Origin of the sequence: Pseudomonas azerbaijanoccidentalis (assembly GCF_019145495.1) — a bacterium.
GTDB lineage: Bacteria > Pseudomonadota > Gammaproteobacteria > Pseudomonadales > Pseudomonadaceae > Aquipseudomonas > Aquipseudomonas azerbaijanoccidentalis.
Map to the genome: position 1 here is coordinate 113858 of NZ_JAHSTU010000005.1, position 22350 is coordinate 136207.

21 protein-coding genes are annotated in these 22350 nt (G+C 59.3%); 4 read left to right on the forward strand and 17 right to left on the reverse strand.

The window, feature by feature from the left end; translation table 11 throughout:
• Positions 1-50: 50 nt before the first annotated feature.
• From KVG88_RS18135 to KVG88_RS18160, 6 genes are all read right to left on the reverse strand, one after another.
• A complete protein-coding gene (locus KVG88_RS18135) occupies positions 51-482 on the reverse strand; it encodes a bleomycin resistance protein (protein ID WP_217872252.1) in 432 nt (143 codons plus the stop codon).
• A 45-nt stretch (positions 483-527) separates the two neighbouring features.
• The gene (locus tag KVG88_RS18140; protein ID WP_217872253.1) at positions 528-854 is read right to left on the reverse strand and encodes an AzlD domain-containing protein; all 327 of its coding nucleotides are present in this window, start codon (positions 852-854) and stop codon (positions 528-530) included.
• Positions 851-1591 (reverse strand): AzlC family ABC transporter permease, encoded by a 741-nt coding sequence (locus tag KVG88_RS18145; protein WP_150700792.1) that lies wholly within the window; start codon positions 1589-1591, stop codon positions 851-853. The genes KVG88_RS18140 and KVG88_RS18145 overlap by 4 nt, the downstream gene beginning before the upstream one ends.
• Positions 1592-1712: 121 nt before the next feature.
• Positions 1713-2243, reverse strand: a complete 531-nt coding sequence (locus KVG88_RS18150) for a glyoxalase superfamily protein (protein ID WP_217872254.1) — start codon at positions 2241-2243, stop codon at positions 1713-1715.
• A gap of 188 nt (positions 2244-2431) precedes the next feature.
• Positions 2432-3139 (reverse strand): SDR family NAD(P)-dependent oxidoreductase, encoded by a 708-nt coding sequence (locus KVG88_RS18155; RefSeq protein ID WP_217872255.1) that lies wholly within the window; start codon positions 3137-3139, stop codon positions 2432-2434.
• Between the two features lie 340 nt (positions 3140-3479).
• The gene (locus tag KVG88_RS18160; RefSeq protein ID WP_217872256.1) at positions 3480-3935 is read right to left on the reverse strand and encodes a winged helix-turn-helix transcriptional regulator; all 456 of its coding nucleotides are present in this window, start codon (positions 3933-3935) and stop codon (positions 3480-3482) included.
• A gap of 116 nt (positions 3936-4051) precedes the next feature.
• Here KVG88_RS18160 and KVG88_RS18165 point away from each other — a divergent pair, with 116 nt between their 5' ends.
• Positions 4052-5269 (forward strand): MFS transporter, encoded by a 1218-nt coding sequence (locus KVG88_RS18165; RefSeq protein WP_217872257.1) that lies wholly within the window; start codon positions 4052-4054, stop codon positions 5267-5269.
• A 12-nt stretch (positions 5270-5281) separates the two neighbouring features.
• On the opposite strand, the gene KVG88_RS18170 is transcribed toward KVG88_RS18165, so the two are convergent.
• From KVG88_RS18170 to KVG88_RS18195, 6 genes are all read right to left on the reverse strand, one after another.
• The gene (locus tag KVG88_RS18170) at positions 5282-5848 is read right to left on the reverse strand and encodes an eCIS core domain-containing protein (RefSeq protein ID WP_217872258.1); all 567 of its coding nucleotides are present in this window, start codon (positions 5846-5848) and stop codon (positions 5282-5284) included.
• Positions 5849-6026: 178 nt separating this feature from the next.
• Positions 6027-8507, reverse strand: a complete 2481-nt coding sequence (locus KVG88_RS18175) for a TonB-dependent siderophore receptor (protein ID WP_217872259.1) — start codon at positions 8505-8507, stop codon at positions 6027-6029.
• A 157-nt stretch (positions 8508-8664) separates the two neighbouring features.
• A complete protein-coding gene (locus KVG88_RS18180) occupies positions 8665-9621 on the reverse strand; it encodes a FecR domain-containing protein (RefSeq protein WP_150700798.1) in 957 nt (318 codons plus the stop codon).
• Positions 9618-10139 carry a sigma-70 family RNA polymerase sigma factor gene (locus KVG88_RS18185; protein ID WP_150700799.1) on the reverse strand — a complete coding sequence of 174 codons (522 nt, stop codon included), beginning with the start codon at positions 10137-10139 and terminating at the stop codon, positions 9618-9620. The genes KVG88_RS18180 and KVG88_RS18185 overlap by 4 nt, the downstream gene beginning before the upstream one ends.
• A 164-nt stretch (positions 10140-10303) precedes the next feature.
• A complete protein-coding gene (locus KVG88_RS18190) occupies positions 10304-10816 on the reverse strand; it encodes a nucleoside deaminase (RefSeq protein WP_150700800.1) in 513 nt (170 codons plus the stop codon).
• A gap of 42 nt (positions 10817-10858) precedes the next feature.
• Positions 10859-12190 carry a nucleobase:cation symporter-2 family protein gene (locus KVG88_RS18195; RefSeq protein ID WP_150700801.1) on the reverse strand — a complete coding sequence of 444 codons (1332 nt, stop codon included), beginning with the start codon at positions 12188-12190 and terminating at the stop codon, positions 10859-10861.
• A 208-nt stretch (positions 12191-12398) separates the two neighbouring features.
• Between KVG88_RS18195 and KVG88_RS18200 the strand changes: the two genes are divergently transcribed.
• Positions 12399-13313: a LysR family transcriptional regulator gene (locus tag KVG88_RS18200; RefSeq protein ID WP_217872260.1), complete on the forward strand. Its 915-nt coding sequence runs from the start codon at positions 12399-12401 to the stop codon at positions 13311-13313.
• Positions 13314-13428: 115 nt separating this feature from the next.
• On the opposite strand, the gene KVG88_RS18205 is transcribed toward KVG88_RS18200, so the two are convergent.
• Genes KVG88_RS18205 through KVG88_RS18225 form a run of 5 tightly spaced genes read right to left on the reverse strand, consistent with a single transcriptional unit; the run spans position 13429 to position 19283 of the window.
• Positions 13429-14613, reverse strand: coding sequence for an acetyl-CoA C-acyltransferase (locus KVG88_RS18205; protein WP_217872261.1), 1185 nt, complete (start codon positions 14611-14613; stop codon positions 13429-13431).
• Entirely contained in the window at positions 14610-15074 is a 465-nt protein-coding gene (locus KVG88_RS18210; RefSeq protein ID WP_217872262.1) for an acyl-CoA thioesterase, read from the reverse strand. Before KVG88_RS18210 ends, KVG88_RS18205 begins: the two co-directional genes overlap by 4 nt.
• The gene (locus KVG88_RS18215; protein WP_217872263.1) at positions 15074-16237 is read right to left on the reverse strand and encodes an iron-containing alcohol dehydrogenase; all 1164 of its coding nucleotides are present in this window, start codon (positions 16235-16237) and stop codon (positions 15074-15076) included. The genes KVG88_RS18210 and KVG88_RS18215 overlap by 1 nt, the downstream gene beginning before the upstream one ends.
• A gap of 35 nt (positions 16238-16272) precedes the next feature.
• Positions 16273-18048, reverse strand: coding sequence for an acyl-CoA dehydrogenase C-terminal domain-containing protein (locus KVG88_RS18220; RefSeq protein WP_217872264.1), 1776 nt, complete (start codon positions 18046-18048; stop codon positions 16273-16275).
• A complete protein-coding gene (locus KVG88_RS18225; RefSeq protein ID WP_217872265.1) occupies positions 18045-19283 on the reverse strand; it encodes a 3-hydroxyacyl-CoA dehydrogenase in 1239 nt (412 codons plus the stop codon). Before KVG88_RS18225 ends, KVG88_RS18220 begins: the two co-directional genes overlap by 4 nt.
• Positions 19284-19363: 80 nt before the next feature.
• Here KVG88_RS18225 and KVG88_RS18230 point away from each other — a divergent pair, with 80 nt between their 5' ends.
• Both KVG88_RS18230 and KVG88_RS18235 read left to right on the forward strand, forming a co-directional pair.
• Positions 19364-20281, forward strand: coding sequence for a LysR family transcriptional regulator (locus KVG88_RS18230; protein WP_217872266.1), 918 nt, complete (start codon positions 19364-19366; stop codon positions 20279-20281).
• Positions 20282-20381: 100 nt separating this feature from the next.
• The gene (locus KVG88_RS18235) at positions 20382-22343 is read left to right on the forward strand and encodes an alkyl/aryl-sulfatase (protein WP_217872267.1); all 1962 of its coding nucleotides are present in this window, start codon (positions 20382-20384) and stop codon (positions 22341-22343) included.
• Positions 22344-22350 lie beyond the last annotated feature (7 nt).

A 22350-nucleotide genomic window follows, 5' to 3' on the forward strand; every position in this document is an offset into this window, starting at 1 on the left:
GACGGCCATCCTTCTGGTTTCTGGCAAGCTGACGGCCTGCGTGGCTCGGCTTAGACCGAACAAGCCGCCCTTTCAACCAAGCGCTGTACCAACCTGATGAGATAACCATCGGGATCCTGGACGATGAATTCGCGCTGCCCTACTTCTACATGGTCAGCGCGATACCAGGTGTCCTCGCAGGCTCGATAGAGTGGAAATCCTGCATGACCAAGGTTTTGGATGATCGGGGCGACAGCTTCCACATCAATTTGCAGATTGATGCCTCTTCCATAAGGTTTCGCCAGTGGCGCAGTCAGCCATTGGCCAGCGTCCGGATCAACCTGCTCTAACATGACTTGAGCACCCGTCAAGTCAAGGTAGGCGAACCCATCTTCCGGGCGTTGATAGGCTACTTTGAACCCCAGGCAAGAAACCCAAAAAGCCAGGCTGCCATCGAGGTCACTGACCATTAACTCTGGAACCAGTTTGTTACGTTCAAACACGAGATGACTTCCATTTCAGCAGGGTGATGTTTCGAAGGTACGCGTTCATGATCCTATCAACTTGAAAGCCCAAAGTGCTCCCATGCCTGCCGCCAATGTCAGGACAGTATTTCGAGTCTTCCAGGCGACCCAGGCAGCAACAATAGCCGCCGGGATCTGCGGATTGCCGAGCACGAATTCACTGTGCCCATTGGGATACACCACGGCTGGGAGTACCAACGCCGCCAACACACTTGCCGGGACGTATTGCAGGGCTCGACTTAGCAGGCCGGGAATTCGCCATCGGCCATAAAGCTCGACAAACGAAAGACGCATCAAAAAGGTTCCCACGCCTACCGCCAGGAACATTCCCCACAAAGACAGATCGCTCATTGTGTCTCCCTCTCGGCGTCGTCAGAACTCACCGTATTCAAAGGGCTTTTACGCATGTTCTCGATCAATACTCCTGCAAACACTCCCCCTATTGAAGCCAACACCAATCCAAGGTTGTAGGGCATATTGACGGCCAACACCGCGATCATCCCGCCGACCGCTGCGGCCCCCAGGCTGGCCGCACTCCGTAGATTGGGAACGAGAAGCGCCAGAAAAGACAAGGGAATGGCAAAGCTCAGTGACCACGATTCGGGGATACTTGCCCCCAGAAAGACCCCGGCCAAGACCGATAGCTGCCACGCCAGCCACATGGCCACAGCAGTACCGGCATAAAAGAAATGCCCGAACCGATCGGGTCCTGCAGAGGAAAACCTCAGGCTGTAAAGCGCGAAAGACTGATCGGAAAGCAGGTAGGACATTGGCCATGTCCAGCGACGACGCAAGTGATGCAGGTGAGGTGCCAACGAAGCGCTGTACATGATAAAGCGCAAATTGATGATCAGGGCTGTGACCACAATCGCCACCGGCAAGACGCCGTTATGCAGCAGCTGGAGTGCAACCATCTGAGCAGATCCAGAGTAAAACAGCAGTGTCATGCCCATCGTCATGCCTGGCGACATCCCCATTTCGATGGCCATCACACCGGTAACCAACCCGAATGGAATCACTCCGGGTGTCAATGGAAGGAGCGTTCGAACGCCGTGCATAAATGCGTCCATTCCAGTTCGATACTGCATTTGGTTTCCTTATTGCTGTGCAGCCGGTACAGGCTCTGATGAAAATTCCATCGTAAGGCTATGCGGTCATTTGTTGCTGCCGTCCAGAGCGGACTGGGATTACCCAGTCCGCAAAGTACGATCAGCTTTGGCAGAACCGGATTCGGTTGCCGAATGGGTCATACACTTCCAGAACCTGTCCCCACCCCTGCTGAACAATATCCGGACGTCCGTACCCGTAACGTTTGCCCTGCAATTCGTCCCGAAGCAATTCGATGTTTTGCATTGGGACAAACACCGTCGATCCTGGGCTCGCATCGCCATGGTGTTCGGAAAGATGGAGCTGTAGACCGTTTCGGCTGATACCCAGGTACAGCGGCAGACCGGCTTCGAATCGGTGCTCGAATTCGACGCTGAAACCGAGAAAATCAAGATAGAACTCGCGCGCCTTGGTTTCGTCAAACATCCGTAAAATCGGAATGGCTTTGTCGAATGTAATCGCGGGTTGGGTATTTTCCTGGGGGAGCATCGCTGATGCCGTGTTCCAGTCCTTGTAGCCCAACTGATGCGCTACTGTTTCCAGCGCGGTGGAATGAGTCAGCGTTTGGTTGCGCGACTCCATCGAGGCACGCAGCCTCTTCGCCATTTGCTTGGCTTGCTCGATTGAGAACATCGTTTCTCCTGCGGTCGAGGCATTCTGGTGCTCGCGTTGCCAAACCTCGACTCTCAAGAGATGCGACAGGATTTGGGAAGAGAAGAAATACTTTCACCTTTCCTTCCGGAAGCGAGCGGCAGGCAGCATCAGCCTGCGCCGATGATACACAGCGGTACCTGCCGGCGAAAGCACCTCTATCCCGTCCGTTACCGGCCGGCGCTTTGGCCGCCGTCGACGTGCAGGATTTCTCCCGTGATGAACGCTGCCGAATCCAGGAACACGATAGCACTGGCGATTTCGCTCGGTTCCCCCATACGCCCTAGCGGATGGAGTGAAGCCAACAATTCGTAGTACGCCTCAGTGTGCATGGGCGTTTTGGTGACGCCCGGTGCAACGGCGTTGACGCGGATGCCTTGCTTTGCGTACTCAATCGCCAGCGAGCGGGTAACGGCGCTCAAGCCACCTTTGGTCAGCGCGGCCAATGCCGTATGTGCGCCGCTAATGCCGTTCTCTATGCTGCCGGTCACGGTAACCACATGGCCGCTCCCATGCTTTTCCATTTCGGCGATGGCCAGTTGGGTGATATGAAAAAAGCCAGACATGTTTACATTCATGACGGCGTTGTAGTCTTCAAGGGTGTGTTCGGTGAAAGGCTTGCCGATGTAGATGCCGGCGTTGTTCACCAGCGTGTCGATCCGGCCAAATCGCGCGACAGCTTCGTTAACAATTCGCTGCGCCGTCGCCGGATCACCGATATCGCCCACCACCGTCAGGATGTCGGGATCGTCTGACGGATTGATCTTTCGGGACGTCGCGACTATCCGGTAGTTGAGCGCCCGGAATGCCTTGACTACTTCAGCACCAATACCTTGTGACGCGCCGGTAACGATGACAACTTTTTGTGGTGCGCTCATGGTTCTTCTCCAAAACATGTACCTGCTTGGCTTGGACGCCGATCAAATCGTCGACGCTGTAGCGCTCGTTTGCGCTGCCAGCGGTCATGCGACCGACCTCGAAGCGATGTAGACCCACTGTCGAAGTGTGGCCATGGCGCAAGTTTAAAGACCCGGGCGTTGGCGTCTCTCGTGCGTTGGTAAGGGCTGTAGATACATATGTATGGGTGTCTTAATACTCAAATATGAACGGCGCTGTTCAGGCAGGCATTCGAGTAGACATTGATAGGCTGTGGCGTCAGTTGCTGTAAGTATTTGAAGCCCGCTTGCAACACTCGCTGTAACGCAGGCGGGCTTCCACCTACTCACCCTCAACCACCCTCACCCTGTGACAGTCAGTCGCTTGCAGCTTTCGACCCTTTGACGAGCGAACCTCAATCGGCATCAGTGGCTGGCCGGTCTGGTTGTCCAGCAGCACAGAACGTGTCTCGTGCGGTTTGAACAGGAAGCGCTCGCCCCACTGCCGCATGCTGACCACCACCGGAAAAATCTCCCGGCCTTTGTCCGTCAGGACGTACTCCTTGTAGGCGCTTCCATCTGACGCCGGCTGGATGTCGAACACTCCGACCTCGACCAACGTTTTCAGGCGCGACGCCAGAATGTTTTTGGCCACGCCCAGGCTCTTTTGAAATTCGCTGAACCGGCGAATGTCGTCGAAAGCGTCGCGGATGATCATCAGTGACCAACGATCGCCAATGGCCTCCAGTGTTCTGGCTACCGGGCATTCGTTGCTCTGCTGAGAGGTGTCTTCGTCCATCTTTTTGACCTTCTGGAATGTAGGAGCCGCGCAACACGGTTGCATTTTGAAACCGGATGCAGCAAGAATGATATTAGGTTTTAATTTGAAACCAGTTTAGCGCCACGGAGGCGTTCATGACAGCAGATACCAGCCACTCTTTTGCCAGACAATATGAGCAAGGCCTTTCGCCGACGCTCACGTTGTTGTTTTCCGTCACCTGTGCGCTTGCGGTTGCCAACGTTTACTTCGCGCAACCGTTACTCGATTCAATGGCGCAGAGCCTCGGCGTGGCGTCATCAATGATCGGGATGGTGGTAACTGCGACTCAGGTGGGTTACGCGTTGGGGCTGCTGTTCATTGTTCCATTGGGCGATTTGTTGAACCGTAAACGGCTGGTGCTGACGCAGGTCCTGCTGTCGGCGATGGCGCTCGCGGCGATCGGTGCAGCGCAACAGTGGCTGGCCCTGTTGAGCGCGATGATCGTGATGGGTGTATTGGCCGTGGTGGTGCAGGTGCTGGTGGCCTATACCGCCACGCTGGCAACGCCATCACAACGCGGACAAGCGGTGGGGACGGTCACCAGTGGCATCGTCCTGGGCATTCTGCTGGCGCGATTTACCTCTGGCGTGATTGCGGACCTCGCGGGCTGGCGCGCCGTTTACTTTGCGTCCTCGGGGCTGATGCTGACGCTTGCAGTGGTGCTGTGGAGAGCGGTGCCCGACATCGCACTGCCAAGGCATCAGGATTCTTATCTGGCGCTCATGGGGTCGCTCTTCAAACTGTTCATCAGCGAACCCACATTGCGTGTCAGGGGACTTTTAGCCCTACTGATTTTCGCTGCTTTTTCCGTGCTATGGACAGCCATGGTGTTGCCGTTGAGCGCCCCGCCGCTGTCGCTTTCGCACACGGCCATCGGCATGTTCGGCCTGGCCGGCGTTGCGGGTGCGTTGGCGGCCAGAAGAGCCGGTCGCTGGGCCGATCAAGGTTTGGGGCAATGGGTGACCGGCATTTCGCTGGGCCTCCTGACGCTGTCCTGGTTACCCATTTCGTTTGCCGAGACGTCCCTGATCGCGCTGGTTGGCGGAGTGATCTTGCTCGACTTCGCGGTGCAGGCCGTGCACGTCACCAACCAAAGCATCATTTTTACTGCACGCCCCGACGCCCAAAGCCGCATGGTCGGTGCCTACATGTGCTTCTACTCGGTCGGCAGTGCGCTGGGCGCCGTCGCCGCGACTCAGGTTTATGCTTTATGGGGCTGGATGGCCGTCAGCTTGTTGGGCGCCTTGATCAGCGTGAGTGCCTGGGTGCTGTGGTTTGTCACGGTCCAACGCACAACGGCCGATGAAGGATGATCTGCTTCGACATCACTTAGCCGATTCCCGCATCGCCCGCCGGACCTCAGCCTGGATGGCATACGCCGGCGCCTCCACGTCGTTGAAATTGTCTGTGTAGCGCTGGGCAAATCCATCGACACCCCATTCCTGATATTGCTGCACGTGCTTCAGTTCGTGAGCCCAGAGTGCGACGTTCTGTTCTGCGTCTTGAGCGTCGCGGAAAAGGATGATGTCGATCAGCGTCACGGCGCCGACATCGGGGTTTTGCAACATGGCCGTGGCGGCGCTGAATTGGCCATTGTCGCTGACTTTATAGAGCACGGCATCGAGGACGCTGGGGGCGTACCAGCGCAGCAATGGCTCGCGGATATTCTCCGGGATGGGTTGCGTGCCGGCGATGGCGGCCTCAGCGCGGGCCTGAGTCAGCCACGCTGCCAGGGCAGGTGTCGCCATCTGGTAGAGGCCCGCAGGCACACAGATGCAGATTTCCACGCACACTTGTTTTTCACCGACCGGGCAGACGTCGGACCGGGCTGGCACGGCCAGCGTCAGGCAAAGCACAAACAGTGCAATCAGGCGCGTTGTGATCGGCGGCATGGGGCGCTCCGGAGGCGGACTCAGCGATTAACCGCATCGCTTTAGAGTACTCCCGAACCTAACGTTCCCAGAGACTACAAGCTAAATGCCCGACTCTTGCGATTCGGGCATTGCTCTCACCATCCCGACCTGGCCCCGCTATGGCCCGGACCAGCAGATTCCCGATTTTCTTTCCGAATCAGAAACTCGCTTTCACCGAAACCATGAAGTTGCGCGGATCGCCGTAGTAGCTACCGAAAGTCTCGGTGCCGATGGTGGCGTAGTAGCGCTTGTCGAACAGGTTGTTGCCATTGAGCGCGACCGACCAGGTGTCATCGATGCGGTAGCCGATGCGGCCGTTCCAGATCGCATAACCTGACTGGGTGATTTTCTCTCCACTGGCGGGAGACACACGGAAGTTATCGCTTTGCGCATTGACGCCAGCACCGAGGGTGAACCGCTCAAGCGAACCACTCAACGCATAATCGCCCCACACACGCAGCATGTGTCGCGGCACATAGGTGTTGAATGCCGCGCCGTTGAGACTGTCGTCGATGTCATCGAGGGTCTTGGTCTGGGTGTAGGTGTAGCCCGCGAGCAATTGCAGACGCTCGATAACTTCACCGCTGACCTCGGCTTCGAAGCCCTGGGCGCGCACCTTGCCGGCATTCACGTAGCAATAGCCATCGGAGGACGGGCAGGACGAGTTGTAGTCCGTCTGCGCCTGGTCTTTCTGGATCGTGCGGAACAGGTTGAAAGAGCTGTTCAAGCGACCGTCGAACCAGGCCCCCTTGATCCCCAACTCATAACTCTGCCCTACCAGTGGCTTGAGCGCTGAGCCGTCTTCTGAACGGTAGTTACCCTGCGGGGTAAAGATGTCCGAGTAGCTGGCGTAGGCCGTCAGGTTTTCGTTCAAATCCAGCAGCACGCCGGCAAATGGCGTGACCTGCCCGGTCTCCGTGGTGCTGGAGTGTTCCGAAGTGCCGGTGTTGATGAAGTCATAATCGGTGTCGGAGCTGTACCAGCTCACTCGGCTACCCGCGACAACGGTCAGCGGGTCCGCCAGTTTCAAACGAAGGATCGAGTAGATACCCTTTTGTTTGGTCACCGAATTGACCGGCCCGCCGCGAGACGAATTGGCGATGAAGTAGCTGTCGTCCGGCTCGGGAATATGTTTGTCGGGGTTGAACACATTCTGCCGCTGCGGCAGAAACGCCACCGAGTAGAAGTCGTCTTTTTTCCCGCGACTGGCATTGGCGCCCACCACCAACTCATGCTGCTGACCGAACGCGTCAAACTTGCCATCCACGTAGGCATCCAGACCGTAATCGACCTGATCGTAGTCGTACATGCTGCCCAGCATGCCGGTGGTATTGATGCCTGGCGTGACCGCGCCGGACGCAAACGCGTATTTGATGTCTTGCGTGTTCTTTGTATAAACACTGGCGATTTTCAGCGTCCAGTCTTCGTTGATCTGATGTTTCAGGTCACTGAACACGGTGGTGCGTTTGCTGCGCCAGGTGTTCCAGGACGGATCGAGACAGGTCGAACGGCTGAGCTTCAAATCACTGCGGTCCCTGTAGCGCGGCAAGCCACCCCAGCACGGATTGGCGTCCACGTCTTCATAGGCAACGCCCAGCCCGAGTGTCGTGTCGGGGCTCACATCCACATCGAGTGCGCCGTAGTACACCTGGTCCTTGCGACTCGCGTCGTCGACAAAGTAGTGCCGAGTCTGCTCGGCGACAACAGCCCGGCCGCGGATCGTGCCGGCGTCATTCAGCGGGCCGCCGGTATCGACCTGCCCACGGTAGTTGTCCCAACTGCCACCCGACAGTGTGATCTCGGTGTGCGGGGTGGCCTGGCCGCGTTTGCGCACGAAGTTGACGCCACCGGCGGTGCCCCCCGAGCCTTTCATCATGCCCGCTGCGCCACGCAGGATTTCGACCCGGTCGTAATAGGCCATGTCGCCACTGAAGCTGTCGGCCTGAACGTACAGGTTGCCCATGTCCAGCGGCACACCGTCGTATTGATACTGGCCCGACATCCGGAAACCGCGCGAGTAAAAGTACTTGCCGCCCATGGTGGAGTCATAGACGGTGATGCCCGGCGTCTTCTCCATGACTTGATCGATGGTGTTGAGGTTTTGATCATCGAGCATCTTGCGGGTCATCACCGTGATCGATTGCGGTGTTTCCTTGAGGGAGTGCTCGCCCTTATCGATGGTCACCGCGCCCGTGGTGTAGGAGCCACTGTTCTCGGTTGTTGCGCCCAGCATCTGACCGTTGATGTTGGTGGCCCCCAGCTCCAGTGCCGAGCCGAATTTAGGTGCCGGGCGCAGAACATAAGTGCCGTTGGCCTGGGGCTCCGCTTGCAGGCCGCTGCCGCCAAGAATCTGCGCGAAACCTTCAAGGACCCCAAACGCGCCTTTGAGCCCTGGGGATTTCAAGCCTTCGGTCTGACGCGCATCGAATGAAATCGCCGCACCCGCGGCACTGGCGAAATGGCTGAGCACTTCGGTCAGGCTGCCCCCGGCAATGTCGAAGGTTTGCACCGCATCCTGCTGCTGCGCCGGCACTTGTGCCGCCAGTGTTGCTGTCGACCAGGCACCCGCCGTTGCCGCGACCATCAGGCCGACCTTCACTGCAGTCGCCAGACGACCCATCTTGTACACCCGAGACATGCTTACCCTCCCCCAAAAACACGATCAATAAAAACTCATTGAGGGATGAGCCGAACGATGGGTTTAAAAAGTGCAAATGCAGGAAAACTTTTTCAGCTCGCTGCGAAAGAAAACTTGCTCGCATTGCCAAAGTGTCTGTCGACGCCCACCTGCACACTCAACTCGGATCACCGCTCGACACGTTGACCCAATAGCGGCTGTAGCGTGTCACGCGCAGGGACAGGCCACTTTCCAGCGCCGCCAACGCCCTGTCCGTATTATCGATCGGGAACGCACCGGACACTTTCAGCTGGGAAATACGCGGATCACAGCGCAGCACACCGCTGCGATAACGCGAAATGTCGGCGAGCAGTTCGCCCAACGGGCGATCAATGGCGATGATGCTGCCCTGCTGCCAGGCCCCGACCGACGCATCGTTACGCCGTAGCGTCCCCACCGAGCGAGCGTTGAAGGCCATCGATTGTCCGGCCTCCAGGCGAACCATCGCGCCACCGCCAGCCGGGCGGACCTGAACGGCTTTCTCAAGCACCGCCACCTCGCCGCCCGGTGTCTGAGACCGGACGATGAAGCGTGTCCCCAACGCCAGCACTTCGCCGTGGCGCGTGAGCACCTTGAACGGGCGCTGCAACGGATCAGCAGCGGTCGTCACCAGAATCTCACCCGACAACAACTCCAGCACCCGTTGCTTGCCGTCGAATCGCAGGTTGACGGAAGTGTCGGTGTTGAGCAGCAACGAGCTGCCATCCGCCAACCGAAACTCGCGGCGCTCACCCACGTCAGTACGAAAATCGGCCACCAGGCTCTGGGAGATTTCACTGCGCCAGCCTAACCAGCCAATCGAACTGGCGGACGCCAACAACAGCACGCTGCGAACTACCTGACGCCGGGACAGATCAGCCCCACGCAACGCGGGCGAAGCCAGGGCACCGGGCACACTCGCCATCTGCTCGCCGACGGCGGCCATGCGTTGCCAGGCTTGAAGATGGTCAGGGTCAGCGACCAGCCAGTCGTTCCAGGCGGATCGGTCAGCGTCGGTCGCGACACCGGAATGAAGCCGGGCGTACCACTGGGCCGCGACGCTGATCGCCTTCAACTCGGCGGGTGAAAGGCTCATGCCAGTTGCATCTTGATCTGCATGAGACAGCAATGCTCCATGGCCTTGGCCATGTAGTTATTGACCGTGCGCGAGCTGATACCCAGCCGCTCGGCAATCTGCGGATACGTCAGCCCCTCGAACTGAGACAAGATGAACGCCTGCTTCACCTTGGCCCCCAACCCTTGCAGCATGCGGTCGATTTCCACCAGCGCCTGCAACAGGATCGCCTGCTCTTCCAGCGACGGTTGCTGCAACTCGGGCATGGCGGCCAAGGCTTCCAGATAGGCCTGTTCCAGTGATCGACGGCGGAACAGGTCGATCAGCAAGCCCTTGGCAATCATCGACAGGTAAGGTCGCGGCTCGCGAATCTCCAACGCATTGCGCGCCTTGATGACCCGCACGAAGGTGTCCTGCGTCAGGTCAGCCGCATCGAACGCATTACCCAAACGCCTGCGCAGCCAGCTATTGAGCCAACTGTGATGGTCGCAATACAGGTCATTGACGGCGCTGCGCAGGGATAAATCGTTGGCGGGCATGACGATGGAATAATTCGCGACTGATAATGACTCTTATTGTCATGTGTTCGCCGGATGTTTTGCAAGAGCCGGTTTGAGGTGGCGAGAATTCAAGCATGAGCCACTTCATTGCTGAAGAAATGAAGCAATGGGTGGCTCATCAACCTGATAGCTGACTCCAGTTTTCAGCGTGACCAAAATCCTTTGTGCGGTTCGCAAGCCTCGGCTTCCAGCATCGGTCCCAATACGCTGACTTTGCGTTGGCCCTTGGCAAATACTTCGCGACACGGCAACGAGAACGTCGGGTTCTCGGGATGATCTCCCGTCAGCCCCAGTAACGAGTGCTCCGACAAGGCATAAACCACTCGCCCGATCCCGGTCCAATACACCGCGCCGGCACACATGCAGCAGGGTTCGGCACTGGTGTACAGGGTGCACTGTTCCAGCTCCTGCGCAGACAAAAGCTTGGCAGCGGCAGCCACCGCGACCAGCTCGGCGTGCTGCGTAGGATCGCCCTCCGGCGGCATCGAATTGTTGCCCGCTTCGACAATCACCTTGCCGTTGCGGTCAGCCACTAACGCCGCGAACGGATGACGGCCGCGCTGTTTTGATGCCTGCGACAAGGCGATGGTCTGGCGCAGCAACGCCAGATCCAGATCGCTGACGCCGGCCGGTATGAGCTGAGTGAATTGATTCATGGGGTAACTCCTGGGCAGTGGAAAAACAAAAGATCATTCGACCTATTCAGTCGCTGAGACGCCGACGCTGTCGGTCGATTTTTTTTCATTGTTGAGCAGCACGTTGAGCAGAATGGCGGTGATCGCACCGAGAAAAATGCCGCTGTCCAGCACCAGTTTCAGCGTAGGGCCGACGTGCTCGAACAACGCAGGAAAAGACATCGGCAACACGCCGACACTGACCGACACCGCGACGATGATGCCGTTACGGGTGCCTTCGAACTGCACGCGCGACAGTTCCTGAATTCCTGCCACCGTGGTCATGCCGAACATCACGATCGCGCAACCACCGAGCACGGGAGTGGGCACCGCTGCGATCAATGCACCCAGTTTGGGGAACAACCCCATCAGCACCATGATTGCCCCGGCAGCGGCCACGACGAAGCGACTCTTGACGTTCGAGAGCGCGATCAAACCGGTGTTCTGAGTGAAGGCGTTGTAGGGGAAACTGTTGAACAAGCCACCGAGCATGGTCGACAGGCCATCAGCACGGAACGCATTGCCCAGGGTTTGTTGGGTGGTTGGCTTGCCGGTCAATTTGCCGATGGCCAGGCAGTTGCCTGTGGTTTCCGCCATGATCACCAGCATCGCCAGGGTCATGATCAAAATCGGCACCAGCGAAAATTCCGGCGCACCGAACGCCATCGGAGCACTCAATTCAAACCACGCCGCTTCGCTCACTCGACTGAAATGGGTCATGCCACAGGCTGCGGCAATCAGGCTACCCACGAACAAACCGATCAGTACGCTGAGGTTGCCGATAAAGCCCTTGAATTTGGCGTAGATCACTAGCGTGACACTGACCGTGGCCAAGCCCAGCAGCAGATTGGCGGGGCTGCCGAAATCTGCCGCGTCAGGGTTGCCGCCGCCCAGCCAGATTGCGGCCGCCGGCATCAGCGAGATACCGATGATGGTGATCAGACTGCCAATCACCACTGGCGGAAAGAATCGCAACAGACGGCTGAATACCGGCGCCAGCGCAATAGTAATGAAGCCTGCGGCAATCACCGCTCCGAATATCTGACTGAGCCCAAACTCCTTGCCGATCATGATCATCGGCGCAAGGGCGATGAACGAGCAGCCTTGAATCAGCGGCAAGCGCGCACCAAATTTCCAAAACCCTATTGTCTGAATCAGCGTCGCCACGCCGGACGTCAGCAGGTTGGCGTTGATCAGCAAAATGATCTGCGCCGAGGACAACCCCATCGCACTGCCCAGAATCAGTGGCACAGCCACCGCCCCTGCGTACATCACCAGCACATGCTGCAAGCCGAAAGTGAACAGCTGGCGCAGGGGCAAAACCTCGTCCACCGGATGAATGCGTTGTGTATTCATGTCACAAGCTCCTGAAGGTGCGGCGTATGGTGTGATCGCGGACATTCCCAGGGGCATACCCTCGGATCGATTGACGCAGGGCCATATTCAAGCGCTTTTAGCGATGAAACAAATTAGCAACCATCGCTTTTTTCGATGGCGAACAAGCGGCACACTCAAGCACTCTTCTTGATATTCAAACCGCCACGTTCAACCAGGAGTTAACCGATTGCGCTTCTCACTCGATCAACTGCAGATGTTTGCCCAAGTGGTCAAAAGCGGTTCGTTCTCCGCCGCGGGACGTAAGTTGGGCAAGACGCAATCGACTATCAGCGCAGCGATCGCCAATCTCGAAACCGATTTGGGCGTTGATCTGTTCGACCGCACCAACCGCAGCCCTGCCCTCACCGCCAGCGGCCACAAACTGCTGATCCAGGCCGAAGCCGTGCTTGAGCGTTGCATGACCTTCGAGGCACACGCCGAATGCCTGTCGGATAACGTCGAACCCAGCCTGACCTTGGCCATTGAAACGCCCTACGGGCCGATCATGCCGGTGCTCAAGGCCTTCGAGCAGGCGTTTCCCTTCGTCGACCTGGTCATTCGCCATCCGGTGCACGGTGACGTCAGTGAACTGGTGAGCAGTGGAGAGGCGGAGCTTGGCGTGGCGTTTTCACAACCGGGCTATCCGAAGGAACTGGCGTTCCAGCAACTGGGCAAATTGATCATGCTGCACGTCTGCCATCCCGATCATCCGTTGGCACAACTCGACACCGTTACGTTCGAGGACCTGCACGTGCATCGACGCCTGGCATTCAGCGCGCACGCCAACAAACTGCCCAGCAGCGAATACCTGCGCTCGACCCAATTGTGGCAAGCGGAGAACTACCTGGCGTTGCTGGAAATGGTCCGCGCTGGACTCGGTTGGGCCACCCTGCCCCGGCAACTCATCCAGCGCGAGCTGGCCAGGGGCGAACTGGTAGAACTACCCCTCTCGGCCTACCCGCACACCGACTGGCAAATTGGCGTCGACCTTTTATGGGCGCGCCAACGGCCATTGGGCCAGGCTGGACGCTGGCTGAAGGAGAAACTGCAGGGCAACAAAGTGTTTGAATTGGATCGCAATGGGCAGATCACCACGTTGTGACAAATCTACTGCCGCTGCCTGACAAAGCTCACCTAAAGCACACAAAAAAGCCGATCAACTGATCGGCTTTTCTGAACGTCAGCCTTCACGCTGGCAACCCATGTTCGGGCTTCGGCTACAACACCTCGAACAATCCCGCCGCCCCCATACCGCCGCCCACGCACATCGTGATCACCACAAACTTCACCCCCCGCCGCTTTCCTTCCAGCAACGCGTGCCCAACCATTCGCGCACCGCTCATGCCATAGGGATGCCCAATGGAAATAGCGCCGCCGTTAACGTTCAGTTTCGCCGGATCGATCCCCAACTGTTCTGCGCAATACAGCACTTGGCAGGCGAAGGCTTCGTTCAATTCCCACAACCCGATATCGTCCACCTTCAACCCATGCTGACGGAGCAGCTTGGGCACTGCCAATACGGGGCCGATACCCATCTCTTCCGGTGCCAGCCCGGCGACTGCGATCCCTCGATACAGGCCCAATGGTGCAATGCCCGACCGCGCAGCCACGGCGCCCTCGAGTAAAACGCAGGCACTGGCGCCATCAGACAACTGACTGGCGTTGCCGGCCGTGACACTACCGCCTTCCACAATCGGCTTGAGCCCTTGCAGATCGGTGAGTAGCGTGGCCGGCCGGTTGCCTTCATCCTGGGAAAGCGTGACATCCTGATAGCTCACCGCCCCGCTCTCCTTGTCGACGACTCGCTTGCGTGTCGTGACCGGAACAATTTCGTCGGCGAACAAACCGGCTTCCTGCGCCGCCGCCGTGCGTAGCTGAGACTCAAGCGCATAGGCGTCCTGCGCTTCCCGACTGATGCCATACCGACGCGCAACGCGTTCGGCCGTTTGGAGCATCGGCATGTACGCATGCTCGCTCATGCGCAGCACGGTGGTATCGAACGCCTCGCTCGCCAACTGATTGTGCGCATTCTGCACCAGGCTGATCTGCTCTTGCCCGGCACCCACGGTCACCTGCATGCCATCGACGATGATCTGCTTGGCGGCGATGGCAATGGCCATCAGGCCCGATGCGCACTGACGATCGATCGTCTGCCCGCTCACCGACATCGGCAAGCCTGCCGCCAGGGCCGACAGACGCGCCGGGTTAATCGCCGCCGTGCCGCTTTGCATGGCCGTACCCAGCACCAGGTCTTCGATCTGTCCCGGCTCGATGCCTGCACGTTCCACTGCTGCGCGAATGGCAATCGCCGTCATGCTGGGCGTCTTGAGGTCATTGAATGCGCCACGCATGGCTTTGGCGATCGGCGTGCGAGCGGTGGAAACAATCACGGCGTCTTTCATGGTTCAAGGTCCTTGTTTGAAGAGGGCGGGCAGTCGCTGACCAGTTCACTCAGTGCCAGGCGCAACCGTTCGGGAATCGGCGCCGGGCGGCGTTGAAGACGGTCAACAAACACGTGCACGAAACGCCCGGTGGCACAGGCCAATGCCTGGCCTTCACGGAATACCGCAAGCTGATATTGCACGGAGCTGTTACCCAGTCTGCTGACCGCCAGCGCCACCTCGATGGGCTCCGGGAACGCAACCGGCGCGTGGTAATCGCAGCCTGAGCTCACCACCAGGCCGATCACCGGACCTACATGGATATCCAGCCCTCCATGCTCAATCAGCACGCTGTTCACGGCACTGTCGAAGAAACCGTAAAAGACGACATTGTTGACGTGTCCATACACGTCGTTGTCGTGCCATCGGGTGTTGATCGTTGTGAAGTGCCGATAGCAGGCACGCTGCCTGAGATCGGTCATCAGTACGCCGCTTCATAGATGGCCAACGCGTCGGCTTCGGTGAGTACACGCGGGTTGTTCACGAGCAGGCGCTGCTGTTGCATCGCGTCACTGGCCAGTTGGGCCAGACTTTCTTTGGGAACGCCAACAGCACGCAGCGTGATCGGTAAATCACAACGAGATCCCAATTGCGCCAACTCATGGACAAACTGATCGGCGCGAGACTGCTGATCACCTGCCTGCAGCCTTTCTCCCAGCAAAGGCTGCGCGAGTTCGGCGTAGTCCGCCATCGCTACCGGCAGGTTGAAGCGCAGCACATGAGGCAGTACCAGTGAATTCGCCAGCCCATGAGGGATGTGAAAGTGTCCGCCCAGCGGATACGCCAGCGCATGCACCGCCGCCACCGGCGCGTTGGCAAATGCCTGGCCGGCCAGACAGGCACCCAGCAACATCGCCTGGCGCGCGGCCAGGTGACTGCCGTTGTGCACGGCCTGGTCGAGGTTGGAGGCCAACAGCCGTAACGCTTCTCGCGCCAGGAGGCTGGACAGCGGATTGCGTTTGAGCTTGCTGGTGTAGGCCTCGATCGCATGCACCATGGCATCAATGCCCGTGGCCGCCGTTACGGCTGGCGGCAGGCCTAACGTGCAGACGGCGTCGAGTACGGCGAGATCCGGCAGCAACAATGGCGAGACGACGCCCATCTTGGTGGTGTCACCGGTGGTGACGATCGCGATCGGTGTCACCTCCGAGCCGGTACCGGCAGTCGTCGGCACCTGAATCAGCGGCAAACGCTGCCCCTTGGCCTTGTCAACGCCATACAACTCAGTGATCGGTTGGTCGCACTGCGGATGCGCCAGCAGCGCGACCAGTTTGGCCACGTCCATCGAGCTGCCGCCACCGAAGCCGACGATCAGGTCGGCGCCAATATGCCGTGCCCGTTCAACGGCGGCGAGCACACAGGCCTGACTCGGATCCGCCGTCACTTCACTGAAGATCGCCACGGCAACTTTGGCGAGGGTGAAACCCGGCAACACATCATCAAGCATACCCAGTCGAGCAATGCCCGGGTCGGTGACGATCAATACACGACGCGCGCCGCGTTCACTGCACAAATTGGCAAGGCGCTGCGCGGCGCCGGTTTCGCAGAGAATCTGCGCCGTAGTGGCAAAGCTGAAAGGCTGCATGACAGCGACTCCTTATTGTTGTAATACGCCTGCAATCAGCAACTGAAGTCGCTCGCTGGCATCGCCATCAAGCAATTCGCGCCACCCAACAAGGCCTCCCGGTGTGCGCTTGCACGGGGTAATACGCGTCGCCAGTAGAAGTCAGCGGTCTGCAGCTTGGCCTGATAAAAGGCGCTTTCGCCGGTCCCGTCAGTCAGGGTTTCACCCGCTCGAACCGCTGCCTGCAGCCAGAGCCCGGCGAGCAGGACGTAAGCCGAATACGCGAGGAAGTCCACAGAGACCGCGCCGATTTCCTGCGGGTCCCGCTGGCAGGCCTCGATGATGGTCTTGCCCAAAGCCCGCCATTCCTCAAGGCGCTGACTGACTGCGCCCGCCATTTCCTGCAGCCGGGGTTGATGACCAGCAGCCTCGACGTGCTGAGACAGCTCTTCGACCAGCGCGTGCAACTCGGCACCGCCATCACCCATCAGCTTGCGCCGGACCAAGTCCAGCGCCTGGATGCCATTGGTGCCTTCATAGAGCTGGGTGATGCGGCTGTCACGCATCAACTGTTCCATACCCCATTCGCGGATGTAGCCATGCCCGCCATACAGTTGCACGCCCAGGCTGGCGACCTCCTGGCCGACGTCGGTGAAGAACCCTTTGACGATCGGGATCAGTAGCGCAGCGCGGCGCATGGCTGCGCGACGGTCCTCGGGGTCTGGCGCACCGTGCTCGAGATCGAGTTGCCGAGCGGTGTAGGCGCCCAGCATCCGGCAGCCTTCGGTGAGGGATTTCTGCGTGAGCAGCATGCGCCGCACATCCGGATGGACAATGATCGGGTCGGCGACTTTATCCGGCGCTACGGCACCGGTCAGCGAACGCGATTGCAGACGCTCACGGGCGTAGGCCAGGCCACCCTGGAAAGCGGCTTCAGCGATCCCCAGTCCCTGCAAGCCGACCTGGAATCGCGCATCGTTCATCATGGTGAACATGCAGGACAGACCCTGATTCGGCTCGCCGACCAGCCAGCCCTGGGCACCGTCGAAATTCATGACGCAGGTCGACGCACCCTTGATGCCCATCTTGTGCTCCAGCGCGCCACAGCTGAGCTCGTTTCGCCGGCCATCGGTAAGGATTTTGGGTACCAGAAACAGGCTGATGCCTTTCACACCGGCCGGGGCATCGGGCAAGCGGGCCAGCACCAGATGAATGGTGTTGTCGGTCAGGTCCTGCTCGCCGCCGCTGATGAAAATCTTGTTGCCGGTGATGAGATAGCTGCCGTCGGCCTGAGGCTGCGCGCGGGTGCGCAGCAACGCCAGGTCCGTGCCGGCCTGCGGCTCGGTGAGGCACATGGTGCCGGTCCATTCGCCACTGACCATCTTGCCCAGCCAGGTTTGCCTGAGTGCTTCGCTGCCATGGCGATGCACGGCCAGGACCGCGCCTTCGGTCAACCCGGAATAGATCCGGAACGACAATGAGGCCGCCATTAACATCTCGTGGACACAGGCCGACGCCATTTGCGGCAAGCCTTGTCCCCCATAGGCCATCGGCCCGGTCATGCTCGCCCAACCGTTGTCGACGTATTGACGATAGGCCTCGCGAAAGCCATCCGGCGTGCTGACTTCAGTACCGAGCAACTGGCAGCCTTGTTCGTCGCTGTTGCGGTTGAGCGGGGCGATCACCTCTGCGGTGAAGCGCCCCGCTTCTTCCAGGATGCCGTCCAGGGTGTCGCGGTCCAGGTCCAGCCCCAAGTGCTGGCAGTGCCCGGTGACATCGAACATTTCATGCCATACGAAGCGCATATCGCGCAGCGGTGCCTGGTAGTTCATACGCGGCCCTCCACGACATCGGCAAAGCGCTTGCCGCTGGCCATCAATCGGGAGATCAGTCCGGCGGGATGCCAATGCTCGCCGAAAAGACCTTGCAGACGTTCCAGTCGAGCCAGCAGGGAATTCATGCCCTGCTCATCCGCCCAGCGCATCGGTCCTCCGGTTTCACTCGGAAAGCCATAACCGTTGAGCCAAACCTGATCGATGTCATGACTGCTGTCCGCGATGCCTTCTTCGAGGATCTTCGCGCCCTCGTTGACCAGTGCCAACAGGCAGCGATCGAGGATTTCCTGTGCGTCGATCTCGCGGCGGCGGTAGCCCAGCCCCTGAGACACCTTGAGCACCAACTCGTCGACCAACGGATCATGCTCGGCCCGGCGACTGCCGGGCGCATAACGGTAATAACCCTGGCCGGACTTCTGCCCCAGACGATTGAGTTCGCACAAGGCGTTGTCTATTTGCACCAGGGGGGCGTCCATGCCCTGCCCGGCCAGTTGACGGGCGCGCCACTCCAGGTCGATGCCGATCACGTCATACATGCGGAACGGACCCATGGCGAAACCAAATTGCTGCAGCACCTCATCCACCTGATGAGGCAGTGCGCCTTCCAGAAGTAATTTTCGCGCCTCGGCCACATAGCTGCGCAGCATGCGATTGCCGATGAAACCGGGGCAATTGCCTGCCACCACCGCTACTTTGCCGGTTCGCTGGGCGAGCCTGCGGGCCACTTCAAGCACTTGGCTGTCGGTGTCCTTGCCACGAACGATTTCCAACAGTTTCATGATGTGGGCAGGACTGAAGTAATGCAGACCCAACACCTGCCGTGAACGCCCGGTGACCGCCGCAATCGCGTCGATGTCCAGCGCCGAGGTGTTACTGGCCAGAATCGCCGTGGGCTTGAGCTGAGCATCCAGCGCGCGGAAGATTTCCTGCTTGAGCTCCAGACTTTCGTACACCGCTTCGATCACCAGGTCCGCCTCTGCCAGCGCCGCGTAATTTTGTACCGGGCGTACTCTCTGGAGATTGGCGTCAGCCTCCGCTTGCGTGATTCGCTCTTTGCCCACCTGCTGCGACCAGGTTTGCTCAAGCATCGCCAAGCCGGCGTCGAGTGTCGGGACATTGCTTTCCAGCCAAAGCACTGGCAACCCGGCGCTGGCCAGGCTGACGACAATGCCCCGGCCCATGGTGCCGGCGCCGATCACGGCGACCTGCCGGATATCAAAAGAGGTGCTCACACGCGGTGCTCCTGCATTGGGGAAAATAAACAGCCGTCACCCTAAGCAGGCCTCAAGTATTTTTGAAATTTCATTTTCATATGCCATATATTCTGAGCATGAATACATCAAACTTTGATCTGAACCTGCTGCGCGTATTCGACATGTTGCTGCGTGAGCAAAATGTCTCGCGCGCAGCGCAACGCCTGGCGTTGACCCAACCCACGGTGAGCAACGCCTTGGCACGCTTGCGCGACATGCTCGGCGACCCCCTGCTTGTGCGCGTCGGTCGGCGCATGTGCCCGACCCCTCGAGCGCTCGCGCTGGAAGGGCCTATTCGCGCCGCCTTGCAACAAATCGAGCAAACGCTGTCCACCGGTGACGCGTTCGATCCACAGCGCAGCCATCGCCAATTGAGATTTGCCCTGACCGACTTCGTTGAACAACTGTGCATGCCGTCCTTGCTGGCAAGCCTGCAGACGCAGGCGCCGAACCTGCGCATCGATGTTGCCCATCTGAGTGCCAGCTTTCCCGCTGAGGCGCTCGACAGAGGCGAACTGGACATGGTTTTGGGCCGTTTCGATCACGTACCGGCACGTTTCTCCCGCCAGCTCTGGCGCAGCGAAACACTGCGAGTGGCGGTGTGTCAGGACCATCCGCGACTGAGTGACGGCCTGGACCTGCAGCGTTTCCTGCAATTGCGCCACGTCTGGGTTCATGGTGGCCAGACCCGAGGCATGGTCGACCAATGGCTAGCGGAGCAGAACCTTGTGCGGCAGATCGTCTACACCACGCCGAATTACCTGCAAGCCGCACACTTGGTGGCCGCGACCGAACTCTGTGTCGTGTTGCCGACGCTACTGGCACAGCAATTCGCCCGGCTGCTGCCCCTGAAGCTGTATGAACTGCCGTTTGCGCTGCCGCCCTTCGATCTTGAGCTGGTACGACTGACGCATCGCCAACACGACCCGGCGCTGACCTGGCTCGAGGCGCAGGTCCTGGCGATTCAACCGGGTTGAGCCATTACCCAATGCGATGGCAGGCATGCCGCTCTGGTATTGGCTGCGACCCCAACCGCTCCCTACGATGGATCGCCCGAACAATAACAAGGACTGCTCCATGCGTTTTTCACAGCCTTTGCTCACCCTCGCCCTGCTGGTACCGCTGACGAGTCTCGCCGCCACGCCTGCCAAGGATGCGACGACCTTTACCCTGCAAAACAACCAGCAATGGCTGCAGCGACTGCCTTTCGCCGATCGTGGAGATTTCGAGGCCGCTGAGCGGGGCCTGATCGAGCGGTATGAGGGGGTCGTCAGTAATGCGGGGGGCAAAACAGTCTGGGACTTAAAGCAATACGCTTTTCTGAATCGTAAAGACGCGCCCGGAACCGTCAACCCGAGTCTGTGGCGCATCGCGCAGCTCAATACGCTTGCCGGCCTGTTCAAGGTCACCGAGGGTATCTATCAGATTCGTGGCATGGACCTGGCGAACATGACCATTGTCGAGGGCGATAACGGCCTCATCGTGCTCGACCCGCTGCTGGCGGTGGAAACCGCCAGAGCCGGCCTGGAACTGTACTTCAAACATCGTCCGCGCAAACCGGTGACTACGGTGATTTATACGCACCCGCACGTCGACCATTTCGGCGGGGTGCGCGGGGTGATCGACGAAGCGGACGTGAAGGCCGGCAAGGTTCAGGTCATCGCACCCCAAGGTTTTTTTGAACACGCCATCGGCGAGAATGTATTGGCCGGGCCGGCGATGAAACGGCGTGCCCAGTACATGTACGGAGCACCACTGCCGCGTGGTGAACGGGGCCAGGTCGACGCTGGGCTGGGCAAGGGCGTACCGGCAAACGCGACGGTCAGCCTGATCGCCCCCACCCGGGAAATCAGCAAGCCGCTGGAACGCCTGACCCTGGAGGGCATTGAAGTCGAATTCCAGCTAACGCCTGGCACCGAGGCGCCGGCAGAGATGAACATCTATTTCCCACGGTTCAAGGCGCTGTGCATGGCCGAAAACGCAACCCACGTTCAACACAACGTGCTGACCTTGCGCGGCGCGCTGGTTCGCGATCCGAAGATCTGGGCGCATTACCTTGACGAGTCCCTGGTGCGTTACGGCAATCAGGCCGAAGTGGTCTTTGCCCAGCATCACTGGCCGACCTGGGGTAGCGCGCAGATACGCGACTACCTGGCTGACCAGCGTGACATGTACGCATTCATCGACAGCCAGAGCCTGCGCCTGATCAATCAGGGCCAGACGCCAATGGAAATCGCAGAGACCCTGAGCTCATTGCCGCCACGCTTGGCCAGCAAGTGGTACAGCCGCGATTACTACGGCTCGTTGAGCCACAACGTGCGCGCCGTGTACCAGCGTTACATGGGTTTCTATGATGGCAACCCGGCGAACCTCAATCCGCTGCCGCCCCAAGCGGCTGGCAAGCGCTACGTGGCCGCCATGGGCGGGGCCGACCAGGTGCTGAGCCACGCGCGTACAGCCTTCGACGAAGGTGACTATCGCTGGGTGGCGCAACTGACCAATCATTTGGTATTTGCCGAGCCCGGCAACGCCGCTGCGCGCCAACTGCAGGCCGATGCACTGGAGCAACTGGGCTATCAGAGTGAGAACGCCACTTGGCGCAATGCCTACCTGAGCGGCGCCCAGGAACTGCGTGATGGCGTAGCCGCCGCCACTGGCAGCGGCGGCAATACCGATGACATGGTGCGGGCGCTGACACCGACGATGTTTTTCGATTATCTGGGCGTTCGAATCGATGCACTGAAAGCGGCCGACAACGACCTGACCATCAACTGGCGTTTCACCGATCTGAACGAGGATTACGCTTTGACCCTGCGCAATGGCGTACTCACCCACCGCGATCTTGCACGACATGACCAGGCCGACGTGCAAATCAGCATGAAGAAATCGACGCTGGATCGCATCGCACTCAAGCAGACGGGCTTTTTGAAAGAAGCAACGCTGGGCGATATCACGATCGAAGGTGAACGGGTTAAATTCCTGCGCTTTATGGGTGGCCTGGAGGAAGCGGACGCGCGTTTCAATATCGTCACCCCTTGAGCACGCG

Bases quoted from the DNA above. Each gene is read 5' to 3' on its own strand.
- KVG88_RS18150 (WP_217872254.1), bottom strand. From the start codon at position 2,243: ATGTTCTCAATCGAGCAAGCCAAGCAAATGGCGAAGAGGCTGCGTGCC.
- KVG88_RS18140 (WP_217872253.1), bottom strand. From the start codon at position 854: ATGAGCGATCTGTCTTTGTGGGGAATGTTCCTGGCGGTAGGCGTGGGA.
- KVG88_RS18165 (WP_217872257.1), top strand. From the start codon at position 4,052: ATGACAGCAGATACCAGCCACTCTTTTGCCAGACAATATGAGCAAGGC.
- KVG88_RS18190 (WP_150700800.1), bottom strand. From the start codon at position 10,816: ATGAATCAATTCACTCAGCTCATACCGGCCGGCGTCAGCGATCTGGAT.
- KVG88_RS18220 (WP_217872264.1), bottom strand. From the start codon at position 18,048: ATGAACTACCAGGCACCGCTGCGCGATATGCGCTTCGTATGGCATGAA.
- KVG88_RS18215 (WP_217872263.1), bottom strand. From the start codon at position 16,237: ATGCAGCCTTTCAGCTTTGCCACTACGGCGCAGATTCTCTGCGAAACC.
- KVG88_RS18235 (WP_217872267.1), top strand. From the start codon at position 20,382: ATGCGTTTTTCACAGCCTTTGCTCACCCTCGCCCTGCTGGTACCGCTG.
- KVG88_RS18180 (WP_150700798.1), bottom strand. From the start codon at position 9,621: ATGAGCCTTTCACCCGCCGAGTTGAAGGCGATCAGCGTCGCGGCCCAG.
- KVG88_RS18185 (WP_150700799.1), bottom strand. From the start codon at position 10,139: ATGCCCGCCAACGATTTATCCCTGCGCAGCGCCGTCAATGACCTGTAT.
- KVG88_RS18205 (WP_217872261.1), bottom strand. From the start codon at position 14,613: ATGAAAGACGCCGTGATTGTTTCCACCGCTCGCACGCCGATCGCCAAA.
- KVG88_RS18145 (WP_150700792.1), bottom strand. From the start codon at position 1,591: ATGCAGTATCGAACTGGAATGGACGCATTTATGCACGGCGTTCGAACG.
- KVG88_RS18160 (WP_217872256.1), bottom strand. From the start codon at position 3,935: ATGGACGAAGACACCTCTCAGCAGAGCAACGAATGCCCGGTAGCCAGA.
- KVG88_RS18230 (WP_217872266.1), top strand. From the start codon at position 19,364: ATGCCATATATTCTGAGCATGAATACATCAAACTTTGATCTGAACCTG.
- KVG88_RS18210 (WP_217872262.1), bottom strand. From the start codon at position 15,074: ATGACCGATCTCAGGCAGCGTGCCTGCTATCGGCACTTCACAACGATC.
- KVG88_RS18170 (WP_217872258.1), bottom strand. From the start codon at position 5,848: ATGCCGCCGATCACAACGCGCCTGATTGCACTGTTTGTGCTTTGCCTG.
- KVG88_RS18195 (WP_150700801.1), bottom strand. From the start codon at position 12,190: ATGAATACACAACGCATTCATCCGGTGGACGAGGTTTTGCCCCTGCGC.
- KVG88_RS18175 (WP_217872259.1), bottom strand. From the start codon at position 8,507: ATGTCTCGGGTGTACAAGATGGGTCGTCTGGCGACTGCAGTGAAGGTC.
- KVG88_RS18155 (WP_217872255.1), bottom strand. From the start codon at position 3,139: ATGAGCGCACCACAAAAAGTTGTCATCGTTACCGGCGCGTCACAAGGT.